The sequence below is a fragment of the Streptomyces sp. NPDC033136 genome, assembly GCF_055578235.1.
Window position 1 is genome coordinate 140,249 of record NZ_JBVIPD010000012.1, and the last position, 16,474, is coordinate 156,722.

Annotated in this window: 17 protein-coding genes; 1 reads left to right on the forward strand and 16 read right to left on the reverse strand. The window is 70.5% G+C overall.

Features of this window, described 5'->3' with window-relative positions; translation table 11 throughout:
• Position 1: 1 nt before the first annotated feature.
• From ACZ5TL_RS22970 to ACZ5TL_RS23045, 16 genes are all read right to left on the reverse strand, one after another.
• On the reverse strand, positions 2–655 hold the full coding sequence (locus ACZ5TL_RS22970) for an OmpA family protein (RefSeq protein WP_468592007.1): 654 nt from the start codon (positions 653–655) through the stop codon (positions 2–4).
• 8 nt (positions 656–663) lie between these two features.
• A complete protein-coding gene (locus tag ACZ5TL_RS22975) occupies positions 664–1,245 on the reverse strand; it encodes a hypothetical protein (protein ID WP_468592009.1) in 582 nt (193 codons plus the stop codon).
• Between the two features lie 16 nt (positions 1,246–1,261).
• On the reverse strand, positions 1,262–1,879 hold the full coding sequence (locus ACZ5TL_RS22980; RefSeq protein WP_468592089.1) for a pilus assembly protein TadG-related protein: 618 nt from the start codon (positions 1,877–1,879) through the stop codon (positions 1,262–1,264).
• Positions 1,879–2,112 (reverse strand): hypothetical protein, encoded by a 234-nt coding sequence (locus ACZ5TL_RS22985; RefSeq protein ID WP_031106911.1) that lies wholly within the window; start codon positions 2,110–2,112, stop codon positions 1,879–1,881. Before ACZ5TL_RS22985 ends, ACZ5TL_RS22980 begins: the two co-directional genes overlap by 1 nt.
• A gap of 145 nt (positions 2,113–2,257) precedes the next feature.
• Positions 2,258–3,211 (reverse strand): response regulator, encoded by a 954-nt coding sequence (locus ACZ5TL_RS22990; RefSeq protein ID WP_468592011.1) that lies wholly within the window; start codon positions 3,209–3,211, stop codon positions 2,258–2,260.
• Between the two features lie 93 nt (positions 3,212–3,304).
• Positions 3,305–5,080, reverse strand: a complete 1,776-nt coding sequence (locus tag ACZ5TL_RS22995) for a sensor histidine kinase (protein ID WP_468592091.1) — start codon at positions 5,078–5,080, stop codon at positions 3,305–3,307.
• Between the two features lie 22 nt (positions 5,081–5,102).
• Complete coding sequence (locus tag ACZ5TL_RS23000) at positions 5,103–5,990, reverse strand: DUF5936 domain-containing protein (RefSeq protein WP_468592012.1); 888 nt, start codon at positions 5,988–5,990, stop codon at positions 5,103–5,105.
• A gap of 17 nt (positions 5,991–6,007) precedes the next feature.
• Positions 6,008–6,952 carry a type II secretion system F family protein gene (locus tag ACZ5TL_RS23005; RefSeq protein WP_468592014.1) on the reverse strand — a complete coding sequence of 315 codons (945 nt, stop codon included), beginning with the start codon at positions 6,950–6,952 and terminating at the stop codon, positions 6,008–6,010.
• A gap of 9 nt (positions 6,953–6,961) precedes the next feature.
• Positions 6,962–8,299, reverse strand: coding sequence for a CpaF family protein (locus ACZ5TL_RS23010; RefSeq protein WP_468592015.1), 1,338 nt, complete (start codon positions 8,297–8,299; stop codon positions 6,962–6,964).
• Between the two features lie 16 nt (positions 8,300–8,315).
• Positions 8,316–8,666 (reverse strand): TadE/TadG family type IV pilus assembly protein, encoded by a 351-nt coding sequence (locus tag ACZ5TL_RS23015; protein ID WP_468592016.1) that lies wholly within the window; start codon positions 8,664–8,666, stop codon positions 8,316–8,318.
• A 1-nt stretch (position 8,667) separates the two neighbouring features.
• Entirely contained in the window at positions 8,668–9,063 is a 396-nt protein-coding gene (locus ACZ5TL_RS23020) for a pilus assembly protein (protein WP_468592017.1), read from the reverse strand.
• Complete coding sequence (locus ACZ5TL_RS23025; protein ID WP_468592018.1) at positions 9,060–10,310, reverse strand: AAA family ATPase; 1,251 nt, start codon at positions 10,308–10,310, stop codon at positions 9,060–9,062. The genes ACZ5TL_RS23020 and ACZ5TL_RS23025 overlap by 4 nt, the downstream gene beginning before the upstream one ends.
• Before the next feature lie 9 nt (positions 10,311–10,319).
• Positions 10,320–11,027 (reverse strand): Flp pilus assembly protein CpaB, encoded by a 708-nt coding sequence (cpaB, locus tag ACZ5TL_RS23030; protein ID WP_468592019.1) that lies wholly within the window; start codon positions 11,025–11,027, stop codon positions 10,320–10,322.
• Positions 11,028–11,097: 70 nt separating this feature from the next.
• Positions 11,098–11,931, reverse strand: coding sequence for a hypothetical protein (locus ACZ5TL_RS23035; RefSeq protein ID WP_468592092.1), 834 nt, complete (start codon positions 11,929–11,931; stop codon positions 11,098–11,100).
• 405 nt (positions 11,932–12,336) lie between these two features.
• A complete protein-coding gene (locus ACZ5TL_RS23040) occupies positions 12,337–13,656 on the reverse strand; it encodes an Nramp family divalent metal transporter (protein WP_468592021.1) in 1,320 nt (439 codons plus the stop codon).
• A 220-nt stretch (positions 13,657–13,876) separates the two neighbouring features.
• On the reverse strand, positions 13,877–14,767 hold the full coding sequence (locus ACZ5TL_RS23045; protein ID WP_468592022.1) for an anti-sigma factor RsbA family regulatory protein: 891 nt from the start codon (positions 14,765–14,767) through the stop codon (positions 13,877–13,879).
• Positions 14,768–15,104: 337 nt separating this feature from the next.
• Between ACZ5TL_RS23045 and ACZ5TL_RS23050 the strand changes: the two genes are divergently transcribed.
• Positions 15,105–16,466 carry a M14 family metallopeptidase gene (locus tag ACZ5TL_RS23050; protein WP_468592023.1) on the forward strand — a complete coding sequence of 454 codons (1,362 nt, stop codon included), beginning with the start codon at positions 15,105–15,107 and terminating at the stop codon, positions 16,464–16,466.
• The last annotated feature ends 8 nt before the right edge of the window (positions 16,467–16,474 follow it).

A 16,474-nucleotide genomic window follows, 5' to 3' on the forward strand; every position in this document is an offset into this window, starting at 1 on the left:
CTCACCCGCTCTCCGAGCGGGGGAAGGAGACCTCGACCCGGCGGTTCTTCTTGCGGCCGGATTCCGTGGAGTTGTCGGCGATGGGGTACTGCTCGCCGTAGCCGCGTACCTCGTACGTGACGTTGGAGTCGGTCAGTTCCTGGGCCAGGACGTTCTGTACGGCGTTGGCGCGCTTCCGGGACAGGACGTCGCCGTGGGCGGAGGAACCGAGGTTGTCCGTGAAGCCGAAGACGCGGATCTTCGTCGCGTTCTGGGTCTTGATCTCCTCGGCGATCGCGGAGATGCGTGCCTTCGCCTCGGCGCCGAGTTTCGCGCTGTCCTTACCGAAGAGCACCTCGGCCTGAAGGGCGAACTTGACGTCGGCGTTGGTGTCTTCGCGGCGTTCGTCACCGCTCTGGTCTTCGACGACCTGTTTGATGTCGAGGACTTTGGGGGCGGCGAGGGTGGCGCCTTCGGGGAGCTTGAGATCGGGATCGTTCGAGTCGACCTCGACGGGGGCGGAGGCGGAGGCCTCGGTGCCAGGGGGGGCAACGGGGGTTTCGTCGGCGTGGGCCGAGACAGCGCCGTAGATGTTCGTGGCGACCATGAGGGTGGCGGCGGTGAGGGCCAGGGCGAGGCGTGGCGTCGCCGTTCGGGGGCGCGTGGAGGTCGTCATGGCCGGCCTCACCCGGAGATCTTGATGGTGCCGCTGGAGAATGTGGGCAGTTGCAGAGCGAGATCAGTTGCTTCGGCCGGCGGGGAGGGGAACTGCATGAATACGGGGAGCGTCTGCCCGGCCTCCAGGGTCGTCAGACCCGTTGTGGTCAGCGGACGCCCGTCGGTGTCACGCAGGACGTAGTAGCGCTTCTTCCCCTTGGAGTCCACGAGAGTGGCACCTCCGAGCGACTGACCGTGCTTGATGACCTCGGTCTCGTTGCCACTCGTCTGAGCGGGGATGGCTACCGACTCGTCGCCGTCGTTCTTCAAGCCGCCGCTCACCGTGACGAACCCTCCGGCGTCCCTCTGGGCGGAAGTGATCTGGAGGAGCAGCCCGTCCGTACCTTTGAGTTCCGCGAGTGGCGTCTCCGCCTGCCCTTCCTGAGCACTCGGCTTGGATCCACTGTCTTTGGGCGAGGAGGCCGACGGGCTCGACTTATCATCGTTGTCTCCACCACCGCCACAGCCGGTCACACCGACGGCCAGTCCGGCCGCAAGGGTCAGCACGACCATCCCCCTGCGGGCCTTCGCAGTGAACCGAATGCTCATCTCTCTGCTTCCTTCATCACTCGTCGTTCGCTTGCGGGTCGGCCAGGTGGACATCGAAGAGGTCTTCGGGCTCTGGCAGAACATCGAGATCATCCGGCTTCAGTTCCCAGTCCTCCCCGTCCTCGCACAGGAGCTTCGGCAGCACGTCGGGACCCGCGCCTTCGGCGAGGGGGTCGAAGTCGCAGCGGGCCTCGATCACGGCCGTGGCGGACGCATCGGATCTGCGGTCCTCCGTGCCGGGGACGATGGACTCACCGACGGACTTGTTGGTCTCGACTTCGACCGTGAAACGCAGGGGACCCTGTGGATCGCACCTGTTCACTCGGGCGTCGTTCTGGGCGGCGAGTTCGTACGCGCGCCAGCACGAAGGGGTGAGCCCCTCGGCGGTGCCGTCGAAGATGGCCCGCCACTTGGTGGGGTCGAGCACGTCCGTCACCCACGCTCCAGCGAGTTGATCCCGCCGGTCCTGGGCCGCCGCGAGAGCCGCCGCGTCGGCGGCTGTCTGAGCACCGTTCCTGTTCGCCGCGGCTTGGCCGACCGCGAAGTACGCGAACGCGAGAAAGAGCAGGCCCCCCACCACTGTGATGTAGATGGGGAAGGCCTGCCCTGCGTCGCCGTAGCGGCGAGGTCGGATCAAGGAGCGACCTTGGCGATCTGTGCCTGAATCTTGGTGAGGATCGTCTGACCGATATTCGTCCCCGTGATCGCCAGCACGATCGCCACCACCACCGCGATGATGCCCAGGTACTCGACCGCCGTCTGTCCCCTGTCGCCGGCGCGGCGGCGCATCGCCTCGGCCGTCGTGTTCTTCCAGCCGTTCACGCGGACCTTGGTCGCGACGGCGGTCTTCAGCATCAGGTCGCTCATGGTGTTCCCCTCCGGGTTCGGCCGTGCCGCTTTCGGCACTAGGAACGTACGTCAGGACAGGCCGTCCGTCAGAGGGTCCCAGGGCCCAATTCCGGGCCCAATCGCGCGGGCCCAGCCGGTTCTCCCCCCATACCGTCACCGGAGTTCACCCCAACCCTCGGTGTGAGTCCGGTGCCGTGCCGATCCACTTCGCGGCGGCCTCGGAGCGGCTGGTGCTGTGGAGCTTGGCGAAGATGCGGTTGATGTGGTTCTTGACGGTCTTCTCGCTGATGAAGCACGTGGCGGCGATCTGCTGGTTGTTCATGCCGGACGCGATGAGGTCCATGATCTCCGCCTCCCTCGTGCTCAGCTGGAACCGCGACTTGTCGGGAGCGGCCGGACGGCCACTCGTCCACCCAGACGACGACTGTCCCACATCTGGTTGCACTTGCGAAAGGTTTTTTGGAGAAGTAGGTGGGGGCGAGAGCGGATACGAGGAGAAGTGTGCTGGTGCAGGCGGTTGTTGAGGTTCGATATGCGGTTGCGCGGAGGTGGAAATTCCGTATGCAGTCGCACTCGATGATTGCCCCAGGCCCTCGGGGAGGGGCCGCGTCGGCGGGGTCGGGTTCTGGCGGAGCTGGGTCAGGAGCGCGCCCGCCGCCGTGGGGGTGAAGTGGGCCCTGCCCTGCTCGATGTCCCGTACGGCGTCGACCAGCTGGTCGGCCGTGAACTCGCCGTGGACCAGGTAGCCGCCCGCCCCCCGTCGCAGTGCCTCCTGCACGATCTCCGACTCCCTGCTGTACGTCAGCATCACGACCGGCGCGATCCGTACCAGGTACGGCAGGGCCGAGATGCCGTCCACGCCGGGCATGCGGACGTCGAGGAGGACGACGTCGGGGCGGTGCTGGTGGGCGGCCTCGCAGGCCTGGCGGCCGTCGGCCGCCTCCGCCACGACCTCGATGTCCGCGCGGCCGGAGAGCAGCGCGGTGAGGCCGGCGCGGACCACGGGGTTGTCGTCCGCGACCACGACCCGGAGGCGTTGGGCCGGTGCTGCGGCGAACGGGTGCTGTGGGGGCGGCGGCTGGGGTGCGCCGGGGGGCGGGGTGGTGGGGTCCGGCATCAGGGGCCTCCTCTCGGGTCGTGGGTCAGACGGGTCGTCAAGTCAGAAGGGTTGCGGGGTCAGACCGTGGGGGTGGTCAGACCGTGGGGGTGGTCAGACGGTGGGGGTGGTCAGGGTGGTCAGGGCCGCCAAGGGAAGTTCCAGGCGGACCTCCGTGCCCGTCGGATGGCCGCCGCGGCCGATGCGGATGCGGGCGCCTACCGAGGCGGCCCGTTCGATCATGCCGACGAGCCCGAAGTGGCCTGCCCGGCGGAGTTGTTCGAGGGTAGTGCCCGGGGGGAGCCCGCGGCCGTCGTCGTGGACGCTGATGCGGAGCAGGTCGCCGTGGACCCCCGCACGGACGTCGACGCGGCTGGGGTGGGCGTGGCGGTGGGCGTTCTCCATGGCCTCCGAGGCGATGGTGAGGAGCTGGCGGGCCACGGCGGGCGGGACGGGGGGTACGGCGTGGTCGCCGGTGGGGCGGTAGACGGCGGTGAGGCCGGTGCGGGTGCTGAAGTCCCTGGTGCGGGCAGCCAGTTCGACCAGGACATCGGTGGCTTGGGCGGGGTCGGATTCGCGGCGCAGGTCGGCCAGGAGTTCGCGGGATTCGGCGGCTGCCCGGCGGGCGGAACGGGCGACCAGTGCGGCCTGTTGCCGGATCAAGACCGGGTCCATCCGGTCGGCGCCGGCCGTGCCGGTCAGGCCGTCGGCGGCCAGGGCCACTCCGTGCAGGGTCTTGGCGACCGAGTCGTGCATCTCGCGTGCCAGCCGGGCGCGTTCGGCGCTGACCGCCTCCGTCACGGCGAGGCGGGCCTGGACGGTGGTCAGGGCCTGGGTGGCGGCGCCGAAGCGGAGCATGAGGTTGCGGAGGCTGGAGCCGACGGCTCCGGCGATGACGCAGAGGCCGGGCAGGAGGGCGGACTCGGCGATGCCGGGGGCCGGGTTCTCCTGGGCCGCCTGGATGAGGAGGAAGAGGAGCGCTTGGAGGGAGGCGAAGACGGCGGCGCCTCGCCAGCCGTAGACGAGGCCGGCCAGGAGAGGGGTGCAGACGCTGACGTAGGCGAGGGTGCTGCCGGGGCCCGCGGAGATGAGGAGCAGGGCGCCGAAGAGGGTGTCCGCGGCGAGGAGGGTGGGGTGGCGCAGGAGGAGGGGGCCGAAGCGCTCCCAGTCCCTGAAGAGGACGTAGGAGGTCATGAAGGTGACGACCACGGCCGCGCCGACGAGGCGGGTCGGGAGGCCTTCGGCTGCGTTCAGGAGGGCGGTGGGGGTGGCGAGGGCGATCATGGCCAGGCGGAAGCCGAAGACCTGCCGGCACAGGGCCTGGAGGGCGTTGACCTGGATGTCGATGGCGGGGCTGGCGGGAGAGGTTGGAGTGGTGGGAGTGGTGGCGTCCCGGCCTTCGGCCGGGAACGGGTTCCCGGCCGCACCACCGGTGGGGCTCTCGGCGTCGAGTGCGGGTGGCCCCTGTGGGGGCTGAGCACCATCGGTGGCCGACCCGCCGTCCGCGTGCTCCGCAGGGCCTCGGGGCACGCACCCGGACGGTTCGGCGTTCGCGGTTGGTCCGGCGTTCGCGTCCCTCGGCGTCCGGCTCCGGGCGGGGCCCGCCGCCGCGTCCGCCGGCGTCAGGCTCCGGGCGGGGCCGACCGCCGTAAGGGCCCGGGGCGTCGCCGCCTCCCCGCCGTCTCGCCCCTTGGTCCGCAGCGTCGGCTCACCCCCCGCCGCCTCCCACCCCGGCGGCAGCGCGGGTGTCACCGACGTCACCGGTACGTCCGGTGCGCCCGTGCGGACGTGCGGCGGCAGCACCGTGCCCGCCGGGGGCGTCGTGATCTCCGGTGTCCGCCCGGCCCGGCGGCGGCGACGGCCCAGCAGTCCGCTGCGTTCCCCTGTCATCGACACGCTGTCGCCCCCTCGCCTACTTGCCCGTGACGGAGCCGAAGTCGGTGCCCGAGCCGAGGATCAGGCCGGCGCCGAGGAGGAGCATCGTGGCCGGGACCATGAAGGTCGTGATCATCATGGTGGCCTTGGGGACGGCCCGGGCGGCCTTGCGGCGGGCGTTCTGGGCGTCCGTGCGGCGCATGTCCTTGGCGAGGGCCACCAGCGTGTCGACGATCGGGGCGCCCAGTTCCTCGCCCTGCTGCAGCGCCGTCACGAACATGGCGACCTGCTCCGAGTCGTTGCGGCGACGCAGTTCCGCGAAGGCCTCGCGGCGGCTCATGCCGAGGTCCATCTGGCGGAGCGTGATGCGGAGTTCGTCGGCCCAGGGGCCCTCGTAGCGGGACGCGACCCGGTCCAGTGCCTGGCGGAAGCCGAGGCCCGCGCTCACCACGACGGCCAGGACGTCGAGGAAGTCCGGCAGGGTCCGTTCGATGACGTCCTTGCGGATGCGGATGGCCGACCAGATGCCGACCTCCGTCCAGAACGCGCCGAAGGCGAGCAGGAGCAGGGCCACGAGGAGTTGACCCCGCATCAGGAAGACCAGGAAGCCCACGGCGCCGAGAGCCCCGTAGACCGCCCGGCGGGCCGCGTAGCGGTCGATCGTCAGGCCGCCCGGGTTGCCCGCCAGGTCGATCTTGCGGCGGTACCTGGCCACCTGTTTGGGGCCCATCAGGCGCAGCACGGCGGGGGCGTAGCGCATGCCCATGCGGTCGATGAGCGAGTCGACGGCGCCGGTGCGGGTGGAGCCGACCTCCAGGGCCAGCGCGAGGTCGCCGGGGAGTTTGGCCTCGGCGCGGTACATGCGGATGCCGGCGAAGACGCCCCAGACGCCGATGCCCATCAGCAGGGCGAGAAGCAGTCCCATGGTTGCCTCCGTGCTTCTCAGACGTCGATGCGGGACAGGCGGCGGATGAGGACGAAGCCGACGGCGTAGAGGGCGAAGGCGATGACGACCGCCGCCTGGCCGAAGGGGGAACCGGTCATGCGCTCCAGGGCGCCGTCCTTCACGCCGTTCATGAGGAAGAGCGAGCCGACGCCCAGGACCGGGACCGCGTACGACGTCATGCTGACCTGGGAGAGCTGGGTGCGGACCTCGCGCCGGGTTTCCTTGCGTTCCTCCAGCGTCTCCGTCAGGTTGCGCAGCGCGCTGACCACCTGGCCGCCCGCCCGGTTGGACAGGACCAGCGTCGTGACCAGGACGACCAGTTCGCGGGAGGGGAGACGGTCCGCCAGTTCGCCCAGCGCCTCGTCCATCGAGGCGCCGACGGCCAGCTGGGCCGAGACCTTGCCCAGTTCCTCGCCCGCGGGGGCCTCCATCTCCTCCGCGGCCATGCCGATGGCGGTGCGCAGGGCGAGGCCCGCCTGGGTCGCGTTGGCGAGGATCCTGGCCATCTCGGGGAGCTGGTTGATGAACTTCTCGATGCGTTTCTGGCGTTGCCAGTTCAGGAACTGGACCGCCGCCCCGATGCCCAGGAGGCCCGCCAGGGGGCCGAAGAACGGGGCCAGGGCCGCCTGGCCGATCAGCCACAGGCCCGCGACCGTGGCGAGCATGGAGACGAAGAACTCACCCGGGGTGATGTCCAGGCCGGTCGCCGCCAGGCGCAGTTCCAGCTTCCTGCCGAGCTTGGTGCGCCGCAGGCGGCGGTCGATGCCCCGGAAGTGGCGGCGCCGGCCGGCGACCGGTATCCGGCCGGTGGCGGACAGGCGGTCGACCAGTGCCTGCCGCTGTGCCTTGCCCATGGCGTAGGAGTGCAGGCCGACGACCGCGAGGACGCACGTCAGTAGGGTGATGCCGGTGGTGAGCGTGATGAGCGATTGCAGATCCATCGGTCGGTCCTACCTGGCTTCTCGGGTGGCTAGCTGGTCCGCGGACCGGGCGATGCCGAAGGCCTGCGGGATGGGCTGGCTCGCCATGTAGAGGCGGTCGGCGGTGCGGCGTGGGAGGGGGAAGTACGCGAAGGCCCCGTAGACGCGGCCGTCCGCCGTCATCGGCTGTGCGGTGAACCGGGCGACCGTGACCAGGCGGTACGGGTCGCTGCCGTGGCTGTCCATCAGCGCGATCTCGGTGATGCGGCGGGCGCCGTCCGCGAACCGGGTCAGCTGCACGATGACGTCGACCGCGCTGTTGATCTGGTCGTGCAGCGCCACGAAGGGGATCTCCACGTCCGACATGGAGGCGAGGGTCTGCAGCCGCATCAGCGCGTCCTCGGCGCTGTTGGCGTGGACGGTGGCCAGTGAGCCGTCGTGGCCCGTGGACATCGCCTGGAGCATGTCGAGGGACTCGCCGCCGCGGACCTCACCGACCACGATCCGGTCGGGGCGCATCCGCAGGGAGTTGCGGACGAGGTCGCGGATGGTGACCTGGCCCTTGCCCTCGACGTTCGGCGGGCGGGACTCCAGACGGATCACGTGGGGCTGCTGGAGCTGGAGTTCGGCGGAGTCCTCGATCGTGATGATGCGTTCGCCCTCGGGGATGAGCCCGGAGAGCGCGTTCAGCAGGGTCGTCTTCCCGGTGCCGGTCGCGCCGGAGACGATGATGTTGAACTTCGCCTGCACCAGGCCCGCCAGCAGGTACAGCATGGGCTCGTCGAGCGAGCCGAGGCCGATCAGTTCCTGGAGAGTGAAGGAGCGCGGGAAGCGGCGGATGGTGAGGGTCGCGCCCGTCAGGGACAGGGGCGGGATGATGACGTTGACGCGCTCGCCGGAGGGCAGGCGGGCGTCGACCATCGGGTTCGACTCGTCCACGCGGCGGTTGACGGTGGAGACGATCCGCTCGATCGTCTGCATGAGCTGGTCGTTGGAGGCGAAGCGCAGGGGCAGTTGCTCGACCCGGCCGCCGCGCTCCACGAAGATCGCGTCCGGGCCGTTCACCATGATCTCGGTGATGGACGCGTCCTCCAGGAGTGGTTCGAGGATGCCGAGGCCCAGCGCCTCGTCGACCACCCTGCGGATCAGCTGTGAGCGCTCCACCGTCGACAGGACGGGGCCCTCGCGGCTGATGATGTGCCCGAGCACCCGCTCCAGCCGGGCCCGGCGCTCGGCGGCGGCCAGCGAACTCATCTCCGCGAGGTCGATCTCCTCCAGGAGCTTGGCCCGGTAGGAGGCGACCATGTGGCCGTCCTCGCCCCGGTTGCCTTTCTCCTCGGGGGTGTTGATGCGTGCTCGCAGGCTCATGAGTGCGGTGCTCCGTTCAGTGGTCGCGCGGCATCGTGGCGGACTTGACGGCCGGGTCGAACTCCCAGCCCGGCACGAGGGACGGGATCCGCACGGTGGCCGTGACGGTGACCTCGTCCGCGCCGAAGGACGCGGGGCAGCTGGTCTGGTCGGCCAGCCAGCTGCTCACCGCCGCGCGGCAGTCCGCCTCGTACGGCCCGTCCAGTGAGGCGCTGCGCGCTCCCGTCCGGGCCGCCGTGCCCGCCTGCTGGGCCGTGTAGGCGATCAGGCCGAGTTGCACGGCTGCCAGGGCGACGATCAGCAGGATCGGCAGGAAGCCGATGTACTCGATGGCGACCTGGCCGCGGTCTCGGCGCGTCCTCGGCATCTCAGTCCGCCTCCTCGACCGCGCCGGCGTGGCCGTGGACCGGGAAGGGGAAGGACAGCGTGCCCGGGAAGAGGATCGGGACCTCCAGGCGCACGTCCGCCGTCACGAAGCCGGAGCCGCCGCAGGTGACCTGGGCGTTCCCCTGCCACGCGTCCGACAGGTGCTTGAGGCCCGCCGCCTCGCAGGCGCCCTGCCGGGCCCCGGGCTCGGCCGCCGTCGCCGCCCGTACCGCCTCGTCCGCGGCGTTGCCCGCGAGCGTGAAGGTGTAGCCGACGAGGACGACCTGCCACAGCGCGATCAGCGTCACGATGATCGTCGGTGTCATGCCGAGGAACTCGATCGTGACCTGGCCCCGGTCCCGTAAGGCCGGGGGCGCGAAAGCCGAGCGCACGCTCATCCCTCCCTCCGCCGCCGGAAGTTCACCGACCCCCGGTCGCCGCCCCGGAACCTGCCCGCCTTCTGGGCGCCGCCGGGGGCTTTGACCAGGCCCAGTTCGCCCGCCAGGCCCCACAGGGCCTGCTTCACCGAGCTCTTGCTCTCCAGCTCGTGCACGCGGCCCGCGTCCACGACGCTCTGCAGTTCCTTGAAGTTGGCGGGGATCGCGGTGGCCGCGACGGCCGTGCCGGTGATCTTCTGGATCAGGGGCGGCTGGATCTCCGTACCGCGCGTGTGCCGGTTGACGACGACGGTCGTCTCCTCGGCCTTGCGGATCTGCAGCCGGTCCCACATCCGCACGGCCCGCTTGGCACCCCGTACGGCGACCACGTCCGGGGTGGTGATCAGCAGGGCCCGGTCGGCCATCTCCACGGCCGCCGCGCCCGCGCCGCCGAGCTGGGCGCCGCAGTCGATGACGACGACCTCGTAGCGGGAGCGCAGGGCGCTGACGATCTGGCGGGCGGCGCGGTCGGTGACGTCCTCGCCGCGTTCCCCTTCGGCCGGGGCGAGCAGCAGGGCGAGGCCGGTGTCGTGGCGGAAGACGGCGTCGGCCAGGACGCGGGGGGAGATGTCGTTGATGGCGGCCAGGTCGACGACGGAGCGGCGGAACTGGACGTCCAGATAGGAGGCGATGTCGCCGGTCTGCAGGTCCATGTCGACCAGGGCCGTGCTGCGGCCGGAGGCCTGGGCGGCCAGGGCCAGCTGGATCGCGGTCAGGGTGGCTCCCGCCCCGCCCTTGGCGCCGCTGACGGTGACGACGGTGCCGCCGGCGCCGGTGAAGACGTCGCCGCCGGCGCCCAGGTGCCGTCGTACGCCGGCGGACCACTGGGCGACCGCCTGGACACGGCTGGCGAGTTCCTCGTAGCTGAGGGGCAGGGCGACCAGGCCGCGGGCGCCGTAGTCCATGGCGGCCTGGAAGAGGCCGGGGCTCGCGTCGGAGGTGACGAGGATGACGCCGACGGCCGGGAAGCGCAGGGCGACCTCGCGGATCAGCTCCAGTGCGGGGACCGGGCCGATGCGCTCGTGCACGACCACGACCTCGGGCAGTTCGTCGACGGACTCGGCGGCCAGGCGGGCGAGGGTGTCGACGAGCTGGGTGGAGTCGACCACCGGGGCGACCGGCTCGGCGTCCGGGAGCTGGCTGAGCAGCGTCGTGACGGCCCGGACCGCGTCCGCGTCACCGACTGCCGGGAGGATCCTCGTGGGCATGCGAGCCTCTCACTTGTCCTTCGCGAGTTCGTACGTCCGGTCCTGCTCGGGGACGGTGGTGTCGCTGCCGGGCGCGACGAGGGCGAGGCGGACGCGCTTGGCGAACGACTCGGCGTAGGTGATGCGCTGGGCGTCCCGGGCGGAGAGCGCGAAGGTGATCGGGACGGCGTCGGTGGGCTGCTGGGTGCGGTTGCCCTCGTCCGGCCTGAGCGCGGTCAGTTTGCCGACGTCGAGGACCTTGGCGTTCGTCACGATGATCTTCGACTGGTCGGGGTCGCCCTCGCGCTCGCCCTCGAAGGTGGCGTAGACGTTGACCGCGGAGCCCGGGGTGATCTTGCCGGCGACGCCGGTCGCCGAGTCGATCATGATGGCGACCTCCTGCTGGCCGGGCTGGAGGGCCGGCCGGCGGACGATCATGTCGGACTGGAGCAGGGAGCCCGCCCGCAGCGTGGTGACGGCGATCCTGCCCTGGATCTCGCGCAGGTCGGTGACCGCGTTGTCCGACAGCCACCGTTCGGGCATCTTGATCTTCTCGAACTGGCCCGTCTTGAGGGTGGTGTAGGGCGGCACGTCGGCTGTGACGCGGTAGGCGGTGACCTCAGGGCCCACCTTGGACTTCACGTCACTGATGACGGACAGCACGCCGGCGAAGGCGCCCAGGGCGCAGACGACCGACAGGAGCAGGAGAATCACGCCGCGGCGCTGACGGGAGTTCATGAACCGTACAACCTCGTTGGGGATAGCGGTCGAGCGGGATCGGAGCAGTGCTGACGAGCGGGGTCAGGGCTCATCCGACGGCCGTTCGGCTCTCGAGCTGCTTGGGGGGCGGGCTGTCGTGGACGGGTGGTGTGGCCGAGCAGAACACGCAGCGGTCGCCGATGACGTCGATGCCGCACCAGTGGCAGCGGCTGCGGCGGACGGACGTGACCAGCTGGTAGAGGACGGACAGGTCGGGCAGGTAGCTGCAGAACTCGATCAGCTTGCCGGTGCCCCACCAGCCCGGTGATTCGGACGGGAGCGGGATCTCGCGCAGGCCCTGCACCTTCCAGGACGGGGCGAGGGTGCCGGTGACCCAGTCGGACTGGAGCTGCCCCTTGGCGACCAGCATCCAGGTGCCGAACTCGGGGCCGGGCAGGGCGGCTTCGGGGGTGATCCGGACCAGCTGGGGCTCGGGGTGGGCGAGGACGCCGAACTGGCTGCCGGGCACCCAGGACTTGGCGTGCGACTTCAGGCCGACGGGGACGTGGTCGAGGCGGGCGACGGAGTTGAGCAGCGCTCCGGCGTGGATGTAGTGGGTGAGCAGCCGGCCGGCCGAGGCGAGCACGCCGGGACTGATGTCGCAGGACGCGAGCTGTCTCAGCTGGCGTGCCAGGACCGCCAGTCCGAGGGGCGGCAGATCCGGCCGGAACAGGGCGATGCGGTCGGTCTCCATGAGGGAGCGCAGGGTGTGCAGTCGCCGCCACAGGGCGGTGGGCGCGGCCTGTGAGCAGACCACGATCACATGCCCGTGGTGCTCGACCAAGGCCTGCATGTCGGCGAGCGCCTGCTCCAGGGGGCGCCGTTCGACGTCCCGGAGCACGACGGCGGGCAGGGTGCGTTCGTCCTGTGGCGGCAGCGCCATGTCGGCGCTGGTCACGGCAATGGCAGTTGGCACGCGCAGCTCCCCGTTTCCCCATGCCCGTCGGAACGCCGGGTGTCACTCCGGCGCGCCGTGTCGACTTCACTGCGTGACTACCTCAGCACTGTATCCACGGCTCTGTGGCCGGAGAACAGCGTTTGTGTAGCTGGTGAGCAACTGCCGTTGCACAAGATGCGTCAAAACGGGGCAGGTTGAGCATCTTTCTCGGGCAAGGAGGGTGCCGTGAAGCCGCCGTAGCCATCACTGACGTCACCGGTGGAGTGAGGGCGGCGCCTTCACCCCACCGGCCGGCCGTGCCCGAGCGGGATAAGGCCTGTTGCGGAAGTGGCGTCGTCGCCCGAAGGGCGTGCCGGGCGTCGCGCGGCAGACGCCACTTCCGCACAGGCCCTAGAAGAACTGCCCCCACGGCTGGTCCCAGACCTGCTTCACGCACAGGACCAGGAACAGCAGGCCCGCGACGGCGAGCATCGTGTTGCTGACCGGGCCGTTGCGCCACTCCCTGGGTGTACGGGAGGAGTTCAGGAGCCAGATCAGCGTGCCGGCGAGGAAGGGCAGGAAGGCGGCGCCGAGGACGCCGTAGATGATGATCAGCCGGAAGGGCTGGCCCTCGAAGAGGAGGATCATGGGCGGGAAGGTCAGCCAGAGCAGGTAGGCGCGGAAGGGCCAGGAGCGTTCGCGTGTCCCCGAGGCGACCTCCTCGCCCTTGGCCGCCCGGCCCTTGCCCGACAGGCGGGTCACGAAGTCGGCGAACATCAGACTCACGCCGTGCCAGACGCCGATCAGCGAGGTGAAGGACGTGGCGAAGAAGCCGATGAGGAAGAACGTCGCCGTCGCCGTGCCGTACTCGTCCTCCAGGATGTCGCCCAGCTGGATGAGGCCCTTGTCGCCGCTCGCGATCGCGATGTTCGCCGAGTGCAGCAGCTCCGCGCCGACGAACAGCATGGCGATGACGAAGATGCCGGTCGTGATGTAGGCGACCCGGTTGTCCAGGCGCATGACCTTCATCCAGCCGGTGTCGGTCCAGCCCTTGGCGTTGACCCAGTAGCCGTAGGCCGCGAGCGTGATCGTTCCGCCTACGCCGCCGATCAGGCCCAGGGTGTTGAGGATCGAGTCCTTCTCGTCGGGCAGCACCGGCAGGAGGCCCGCGAAGGCGTCGGCGATGTTGGGTGTGACGCGGATCGCCAGGTACACCGTCACCAGGAACATGACGCCCACCAGGATCGTCATGACCTTCTCGAACACCGCGTACTTGTTGAACCAGACGAAGACCAGCCCGACCAGACCGCAGGCGATACCCCACCACTTCAAATCCATCACGTCCGGGAACAGCGCCTGCAGCGGCAGCGCGCTCGACGACATCGCCGCGGCGCCGTAGACGAAGCCCCAGACGACGACGTAGACCCCGAAGAACCACGTCGTCCAGCGGCCGAGGCTCGCCCAGCCGTCGAACAGGGTACGGCCGGTGGACAGATGCCAGCGGCCCGCCGCCTCGGCGAGGGAGATCTTCACCAGGCAGCCGATGACCGCGGCCCACAGGAGGGTGTAGCCGAAGTTGCTGCCCGCGATCAGCGTGGCGACCAGGTCACCGGCGCCGACGCCGGTCGCGGCGACGACGATGCCCGGGCCGATGTACTTCCAACTCGCCTTCCGCATAGAAGGGGGAGGCGAGGTCTCGTGCTCCGTGGTGTTTCCCGTGGTGTCCGCCATGCAGGTCAAGAAAGCCCAACAGTGCCTGTGGGACAAGAGGGCGTGACCGGATCTTCACTCGATGCCCGTACGGCGTACGGCCTGCGGCCCCGACGGGCCCCGGCGGCTGGTACACACCGCCGGGCATGGGTCCGGGGTGGCCCCGGGGCGCGGTGCGGCGCAGGGGGAGGACTACCCGATCCGATCCCCCTGCCCGCTGGTGCGGGTGGCGGGTGGCGGGTTATGCGTACTGGAGGCGGACCGTGGCGCCCTCCGCGTCGTCTCGGATGTCCATGTACGCGCAGACCTGACGCGCGTACCACAGCCCCGGGCCGCCGGCGGGGGGCGGGACGAAGCCGGCGAGCGGGTCGTCGACGCGGCGGGCCGAGCGCAGTTCGCAGACGCAGGCGGGCGCCTCGCCCCACAGCAGGGCGGTACCGCCGAGCGGGGCCAGGGCGGCGGCGGCTTCCGCGACGGCCGTGGCGAACAACTCGGCGTCCCCGGCGGGCAGTCCCCGGCCCTCCGCCCAGCTCCGTACGGCCGCCGGGTGCGGCTCGGCCAGGCGCCAAGCACCGGCCGGGGGCAACGGCAGGGGTGCGGCGTCGAGTTCGGCGGCGAGCCGCACCGGCTGCTCGTACACGTCCGTGCCGGGGTGGGCGCGGCGGGCCGCGGCGACCACTGCGGGGCCCGCCGTGCGCGTGTCGTAGGCGCACAGGGCGGTCGCGGCCATGGGGGCGAAGAGCAGGTTGGCGAGGGCCTCGTAGCGGATCCACTCGGTGGTCTCGCGGACCGAGCGTCCGGCGCGTCCGCTCCACACCGGCTCCATGAGCAGGTGGATCCGGCCGCCCGGGCCGGCGTGGGCGGTGAGGTGGGCGGCGGCCCGGGCGACGGCGTTGGCGGCGGAGCCGGTGTACCAGTCGGTGTGCGGGACGCAGGTGACGTCCTTGGCGCCGCCGCCGAGGGCGTCCCGCAGGAGGTTCAGGTTGCGGGGGTCGGCGATGGCGACGGGCGGTGGTTCGCCGGGGGCGGCGAGGCCTTCGCCGAGGAAGGGCAGGGCGGCGGCCAGGAAGTCGTCGTCGGAGGCGAAGACGGCCATGCGGTGGTCGAACGGGGTGAGTTCTGCGGTGCTCACGTGGTTCCCTCGGGTCTCGGCCGGCAGGCGACGGTAGGTCCCGTCGCGGCACTGATCCGCCCGTGATCAGCCAGTCATCTGGGGGTGTGGTCCGGAGGGTCCGGATATTCCGGCTCTCCTTGCGCGGATCCTCACTCTCTCCCCTCCGCGTACGTATACGCACGCGGAGGTCACACCCGTGGGTGCACTTCGGCCGCCCACTCCCGGCCTCCGCGCCGCACGCGTACACTGCGCGGCCACTTTCGGTCTTGACCTGTACATGCCATCAGCAGACGATATGCGCCACCCGCACCACGTACGTCGCACGGAACAACCCCACCTCCCACAAGGAGACTTCATGCGACTTCGCATACGAGGCTCCGGTGCCCGCACCGGCAGACGCACCGCCGCCCTCGCCTCCCTCCTCGCCCTCGCCCTCGCGGCGCCCCTCACCTCGGCGACGACCGACGCCACCGCCGACAGCGCGCCCAAGGCGGCCGCCGGGGCCGCCGCGGCCGACGACGTCCGCCAGTACGAGATCCACCTGCACTCGACGGCCGAGGACCGCACGGCCCTTCAGCGCACGGGCGTCACCGTCGACGAGGCGCACAGCCACGGTGTCGTCGTCTCCGGCCGCGCGGACCAGGTCAAGAAGCTGCGCGCACTGGGCTACGAGGTCACCCCGCTCGGCGCCGTGCCCGACCGGTCCGCCGGCGAGGACGACGTCCGGGTCTTCGACTTCCCGTCGCGCGACTCGCGCTACCACAATTACGCGGAGATGACGAGCGAGATCAACTCGATCGTCTCGGCCAACCCGTCCATCGCCAGTCAGCGCGTGATCGGCACGTCGTACCAGGGCCGGAACATCGTCGCCATCAAGATCAGCGACAACGTGGGCACCGACGAGTCCGAGCCGGAGGTGCTGTTCACGCACCACCAGCACGCCCGTGAGCATCTGACCGTCGAGATGGCGCTCTACCTGCTGCGCGAGCTGACCTCCGGCTACGGTTCCGACTCCCGCGTCACCAGCATGGTGAACAACCGCGAGATCTGGATCGTCCCGGACATGAACCCGGACGGCGGCGAGTACGACATCGCCACCGGCTCCTACCGCTCATGGCGCAAGAACCGGCAGCCCAACTCCGGTTCGTCGTACGTGGGTACGGACCTGAACCGCAACTGGAACTACCGCTGGGGCTGCTGCGGCGGCTCCTCGGGCTCGACGTCCTCCGACACCTACCGGGGCCGGTCGGCGGAGTCCGCGCCCGAGGTGAAGGTCGTCGCCGACTTCGTGCGCAGCCGGGTCGTCGGCGGCAAGCAGCAGATCAGGGCCGGGGTCGACTTCCACACCTACAGCGAGCTGGTGCTGTGGCCGTTCGGCTACACGTACTCCGACACCACGACCGGGATGACGGCGGACGATCACGCCGCGTTCAAGACGGTCGGGCAGAAGATGGCCGCCAGCAACGGGTACACGGCGAAGCAGTCCAGCGACCTGTACATCACGGACGGGTCGATCGACGACTACCTCTGGGGCGCGCACAAGATCTTCGGCTACACGTTCGAGATGTATCCGAGGTCCGGGGGCGGGGGGTTCTACCCGCCCGACGAGGTGATCGAGCGGGAGACCTCTCGTAACCGGGACGCGGTGCTGCAGTTGCTGGAGAACGCGGACTGCATGTACCGGTCGATCGGAAAGGAAAGCCAGTACTGCGGATAGCCGCGCTC